The organism is Kocuria sp. ZOR0020, from assembly GCF_000800955.1.
GTDB lineage: Bacteria > Actinomycetota > Actinomycetes > Actinomycetales > Micrococcaceae > Kocuria > Kocuria subflava.
Genome location: NZ_JROX01000282.1, coordinates 1 through 2,947, shown reverse-complemented (window position 1 = coordinate 2,947; position 2,947 = coordinate 1). Strand labels below are relative to the sequence as shown.

Annotated in this window: 3 protein-coding genes; all 3 read left to right on the top strand. The window is 69.8% G+C overall.

Translation table 11 applies throughout. The features are described 5' to 3' along the window. A partial coding sequence (locus L979_RS14795) for a multicopper oxidase domain-containing protein (RefSeq protein ID WP_156125597.1) occupies positions 1-468 on the top strand: 468 nt, incomplete at its 5' end. An 88-nt stretch (positions 469-556) separates the two neighbouring features. Next, complete coding sequence (locus L979_RS13025; RefSeq protein WP_047692635.1) at positions 557-1,888, top strand: APC family permease; 1,332 nt, start codon at positions 557-559, stop codon at positions 1,886-1,888. Between the two features lie 64 nt (positions 1,889-1,952). Beyond that, positions 1,953-2,828: a potassium channel family protein gene (locus tag L979_RS13020; protein WP_047692634.1), complete on the top strand. Its 876-nt coding sequence runs from the start codon at positions 1,953-1,955 to the stop codon at positions 2,826-2,828. Positions 2,829-2,947: the final 119 nt, after the last annotated feature.

Here is a 2,947-nt window from a genome sequence, read left to right as displayed (position 1 = left end):
GGGGACGCCGGGCCCGTGCCCGCCGGACCGTCCCTGCGGGATCTGCGCGAGGAGCCGGTCGAGGCCCGGCGCACCCTGGACTTCGCCATGGGCATGGGAGGGATGGGCGGGATGATGGGCAGCATGCGCGGGCCCGGGCAGATGATGTCCTTCACGATCGACGGGCAGCAGTTCGACGCCGAGCGCACCGACCAGCGGGTCCGGGTGGGCACCGTGGAGGAGTGGACCCTGGTCAACTCCAGCCCCATGGACCACCCGATGCACCTGCACGTGTGGCCGATGCAGGTCGTGTCCGAGGCAGGCCGCGACGTCCCCGGACCGCGGTGGCAGGACGTGGTCAACATCCCCGCCTTCGGGGAGGTCACGGTCCGGGTGGCCTTCGAGGACTTCGGCGGCCGCACCGTCTACCACTGCCACATCCTCGACCACGAGGACCTCGGCATGATGGGCACCGTGGCGGCCCGCTGAGCACCGTGGGCTCGGCCCACCGACCCTGTCCGAACCACCCCACCGCCGGGGGCGTTCGCCGCCCGGCAGGAAGGACGTGCACCTCCTCATGGACCACGACACGCAGACGCAGCAGAAACTCTCCCTGACCGGTTCCGTCGCCCTCGGGACGGGGGTGATGATCGGCGCGGGCATCTTCGCCCTCGTGGGGCAGGTCGCCGAACTGGCCGGCGGCTGGGTGCCCTGGGCGTTCCTCACCGGCGCCGTGGTCGTGGCGTTCAGCTCCTACTCCTACATCCGCTACTCGGCCACCAACCCGTCCTCCGGCGGGATCGCGATGCTGCTCAAGGCCGCCTACGGCCCGGGGGTTCTCGCCGGGTCCTTCTCCCTGTTCATGTACGTGTCGATGATCCTGGCCGAGTCCCTGCTGGGCCGCACCTTCGCCTCCTACCTGCTGCGCCCCTTCGGCCTGCAGGGCTCCGAGGTGTGGGTGGCGGTACTGGCGGTGGTGGCGATCGTGGCCGCCGCCCTGGTCAACCTGGTGGGCAACCGATGGGTGGAGCGCTCCGCCACGGTGACCGCGGCGCTCAAGATCGTCGGGATCGCCGTGCTGGCGATCGCCGGCATCCTCGCCGCCGGGGTGTCCTCCCTGGGCCGGCTGTTCACCGCCGCCGACCGCACCCCGCCGGAGACGGGATGGCTGGGCTTCCTGGCCGGGACCACCCTGTGCATCCTGGCGTACAAGGGCTTCACCACGATCACCAACCAGGGCGCCGACCTGCAGCAGCCCAAGCGCAACATCGGCCGCTCCATCATGATCTCCCTCGCCCTGTGCACCGTGCTCTACCTGCTGATCACCGTCGCGGTGACCGGCAGCCTGACCGTGCCGCAGATCGTCGAGGCCCGGGACTACGCCCTGGCCGAGGCGGCCGAGCCGATGTTCGGCGCCTGGGGCGTGACGCTGACCGTGGTGATCGCCGTGGTCGCGACCCTGTCGGGGCTCATCGCGAGCCTGTTCTCGGTCTCGAAGCTCTACGACATGCTCCGCGACATGGGCCAGGCCCCCGGGCTGCCGGGGAAGGGGGGCCACCAGTCCCTCTACATCACGGCGGGACTGGCCATCGTCATGGCGGCCTTCTTCGACCTGTCCCAGATCGCCTCCCTCGGCGCCATCCTGTACCTGGCCATGGACATCGCCATCCACCTCGGCATCCTCCGCCACCTCAAGGACGACGTCGGGGCCAAACCGTGGATCCCCTGGGTCGCGATCGCCCTCGACGTCGCGGTGCTCGTGCCGTTCGTGCTGCTGAAATCCCAGTCGGACCCGTTCACCCTGGTGATCACCGCCGTGGTGGCCCTGGTCATCGTCGTGGCGCAGTGGTTCACCGTGCGGCACCGCTCCGACGAGGACGCGCGGCAGGGCGAGCACGAACAGCACTGAGGACCGGTGAGCCGCCCCAGAACCCGGGGACCGGAAGAACAAGAACCAACGACGGAGGTCGATCATGGACGTACTGCTGACAGTTCTGGGGATCGTGGTCATCGTGGCCGGGCTGATGGACATGTTCCACACCCTGTTGCACCCCAGCGGTCAGGGACGTCTGAGCCGGCTGGTGCTCTCCACGGTGTGGAGGGTCTCGAAGGTCACCGGTCACCGGGCCGGCTCCGCGGTGGGGCCGGCGGCGATGGTGGCCGTGGTGCTCCTCTGGGTGGTGCTGCAAGCAGCGGGGTGGGCGCTGATCTACTACCCGCACGTCCCGGGCGGGTTCATGTACTCCTCCGGCATCGACGCGGCCGCCTACCCGGACGCGGTCGAGGCCGTCTACGTCTCCGTGGTGACGCTGTCGACGCTGGGCTACGGGGACGTGGTGGCCACCGACCCGTGGATCCGGGTCGCTTCCCCGTTCGAGGCCTTGACCGGGTTCGCTCTATTGACCGCGGCGCTGACGTGGTTCACGCAGATCTATCCTCCCCTGATGCGGCGCCGGGCGCTGGCCCTGGAAATCAAGGGCCTGGCCGACGCCGACTATGCCGAGACGATCGGGGAGGTCGAGCCGGCCATCGCGTCCCGGGTCCTGGATTCCCTGCAGGCGGATCTCACGAAGATCTCCGTGGACTTCACCCAGCACACCGAGGGCTTCTACTTCCAGGAGAGCAACCCCGACCTGTCCCTGGCCCGCCAGCTGCCGTATGCGCTGCGGCTCCGTGATGCGGCCATGGCCCGGTCCGAACCGGCGGTGCGGCTGAGCGCCCAGCGGCTGTCCTCGGCCCTGAACCAGCTCGGGTCCGAGATCAAGGACGACTTCGTGGGCACCGGGGAGCACCCCGGTGAGGTCTTCGCCGCCTATGCGGCCGAGCACGGCCAGACCACCCGGGTCTGAGTTCGCCCCTCTCGGCGTTGCACACGGGCGGTCCGGGGCGCGGAGGTCGCCGTACCTACATGACCACGGGGCCCTCGAGGGCAGCCCACAGGACACCGGCCAGGACACCCAGCACCAGG